This window comes from Aneurinibacillus aneurinilyticus ATCC 12856 (assembly GCF_000466385.1).
Classification (GTDB): domain Bacteria; phylum Bacillota; class Bacilli; order Aneurinibacillales; family Aneurinibacillaceae; genus Aneurinibacillus; species Aneurinibacillus aneurinilyticus.
On the sequence record NZ_KE952689.1, the window covers coordinates 1 to 2,399 of the forward strand.

The following is a 2,399-nucleotide window of genomic DNA, read 5'->3' on the forward strand; positions in this document are numbered from 1 at the left end:
TGCCGTTTTATGCATTTTTTCATTGCCAAATACAGTTTAATAATCCGCCTGACTACTATTTCCTACAACTTTAATCGTTCCCCATCTATATTTTCCCGAAAATAATCATACATTTTCTTTGTGTCTATATAAGGGGAACTAAAGCCGAAAGAGGATTAGACATTGTATTTACCTCATTCCATCTCTACTTATAATTTCCCGCATACATATTTTTCTATTTTAGTGTAATATAACTTGATTGCCAACACAAAAAATAAAAACACCGATTGGCGTATTAGTTCCCATCGGCGTGTCCCTTTTTAATCTATAAAATAAGTTTTGTCGGTTTCTCAGATGCCTTTTTTATTGCATCCAAATACAGTGTATCCATTCCATTACAAAATTCTTCCCATGATAAATTATGCTTTTTATCAGACTCCGTTAGATAGTACATATACTTATATAAACTACGAATAAATCCCTTTTCAGCCATCTCCATCCGAAGTAAGTAATATTGAATTTCATACGTCCGAATAGATAACACATTATCCAGGTTTGTTTGTAACTCACTAGCATCGTCAATTAATCGTAACGCATTCGAATCATGAGAACAAAAATAAAGATAGCCCTTTGTTGCAATATGAGCCAATGACTTAACTTCTCCCCTATCATCTTTGTTATCAATTCCAGGACTATATCTAGTCGGCCTTGCTATTGAAATTTCAAGGGAATTCCTTACAATTTTTTCTTGAGAATCCAATTCCTCATCTCTAAGCAGCATAATAGAGGAGGGATTCCCGCTAATTTTTTGTGTAACGAAATCTCTTACTGAACCTGTTTGAAATTCATCATAAACGGCTTGATGGATTGAAAGATAAGGGAATGTGAGAATAAGCGGGGTTAGCCAATGTTTTTTAAATAAATTGAAGTCTAGGGTCGGTATCTTTTTATTTTCCTTGCTCCTATCTGGTGGAATAAAGAAATTAGCATCGAGAGTAAGAACTTGTCTGTAGTTATCTATGAGAGATAAGAGGGCCGGATTAGCATTCTCTATCTTTACCTTATTTAGTTTCATCCTCCATCCCTCCTCCGAATAACCCTTCTAACTCTGCAAGATCTTGATCACTTACTTCTTCTTCAAGATCGTAATCAACTAATTCCTTTCCAAATAAGCTTAAGTCGTCTGCCAATTCAGTACGGGAAACAATTTCACGTTTAAAGCAATAAATAAATTCGTATGGAATATCTCCCTCTGCCCCATCCTCCATTGTTCGTGTATTCAGTTTCTTAAAGACATGAGGATCAATGTTTTTTCCGATTTTGAAATATGCACTTTGTTCGTCTCGTGATGGTTCTTGAATCAATTCGGTAAATTGCGCTTCTGTAATCGCCTTAATTTCCTGTAATCGTCTCACAATTGCTTTATACGGTAGGCGATAGTCACAATGTAGACGAGCTATAAAACGAAGCAAATCAAGATGGTCAAACTCTTTCAAATGGGATTTTCCCGCTGTTCTAAGTATAATTTCATCCTTTAACTTATTAGTAGGAAGAAGAAACTCAGCAGCAAAACGATTTGCTTTTTGCTCCCCCAACCCATTAGGTTCTTCTAAATTGCGACAAACACACATTTCAGTGTCTTCCCAATGATGGTATAATTCATGTGCTAATGTGAAAATTTGTTTATCTAAATATTCGTACGTGTTAATTCCAATATAAAAAACCTTTTCACCATCTTGCTTAAAGGATGCATACATACCCGAAAACGTATTGGAACGATCCTCTTCTACCTCAATAGGAACATAGATTAACTGGATTCCTGTTTGTCTTACTAGCTTAAAAATAGTTTCGCCTAATGGAGCTGTCCCAATATTGAACTGCCCTCTTTTTTCTTCTGCCATTATCTGTAGCATATTAATTTCTTGCTCGGACAGACTTGTATCTCCTATATAATTTGCCATAGACAAAACCCCTTACAACTAGATTTTATATGCCTTTCTCAACTTCTTGTATTTTGAGATGCATAACATACGAGCAATCATTTTCTCAAAACCTTCTTTTTCCTTTTCCGTAGCCGCTTCCCCCATCATCGCTACGAAAACATCAGTTGATGCATCTTCCTCAATAATATCCTCAAATTGAAACTTTAATTCCTTCATTAAAGCATTTAGTTGTGGAATCGATGGGATATGTTTTTTGTCCTCAATTTTAGCAATGATATTTCGATTAATTTGTGTTTTTAAACCAAGCGCCTCTTTAGTCAGCTTTGCTTCTTCACGTTTTTCCTTAACAATCAATCCAAGTTTTTCCGTCGAAATTGTTTTCATAGCATTCACCTTTTTAAGAAATTATTTTCTTAGAGATTTTTTTGTTAATGTCAATTAGTTACAGTGAACTACCCACCACTTAAAACCTGACGA

3 protein-coding genes are annotated in these 2,399 nt (G+C 35.1%); all 3 read right to left on the reverse strand.

From position 1 onward, the window contains the following. Positions 1–304 precede the first annotated feature (304 nt). Genes HMPREF0083_RS03120 through HMPREF0083_RS03130 form a run of 3 tightly spaced genes read right to left on the reverse strand, consistent with a single transcriptional unit; the run spans position 305 to position 2,306 of the window. Entirely contained in the window at positions 305–1,054 is a 750-nt protein-coding gene (locus HMPREF0083_RS03120; RefSeq protein ID WP_021619566.1) for a hypothetical protein, read from the reverse strand. Beyond that, the gene (locus HMPREF0083_RS03125; RefSeq protein ID WP_021619567.1) at positions 1,041–1,940 is read right to left on the reverse strand and encodes an ImmA/IrrE family metallo-endopeptidase; all 900 of its coding nucleotides are present in this window, start codon (positions 1,938–1,940) and stop codon (positions 1,041–1,043) included. Before HMPREF0083_RS03125 ends, HMPREF0083_RS03120 begins: the two co-directional genes overlap by 14 nt. An 18-nt stretch (positions 1,941–1,958) precedes the next feature. Continuing rightward, positions 1,959–2,306, reverse strand: a complete 348-nt coding sequence (locus HMPREF0083_RS03130; protein WP_021619568.1) for a helix-turn-helix transcriptional regulator — start codon at positions 2,304–2,306, stop codon at positions 1,959–1,961. Between the last annotated feature and the right edge of the window lie 93 nt (positions 2,307–2,399).

Bases quoted from the DNA above. Each gene is read 5' to 3' on its own strand.
- HMPREF0083_RS03120 (WP_021619566.1), bottom strand. From the start codon at position 1,054: ATGAAACTAAATAAGGTAAAGATAGAGAATGCTAATCCGGCCCTCTTA.
- HMPREF0083_RS03125 (WP_021619567.1), bottom strand. From the start codon at position 1,940: ATGGCAAATTATATAGGAGATACAAGTCTGTCCGAGCAAGAAATTAAT.
- HMPREF0083_RS03130 (WP_021619568.1), bottom strand. From the start codon at position 2,306: ATGAAAACAATTTCGACGGAAAAACTTGGATTGATTGTTAAGGAAAAA.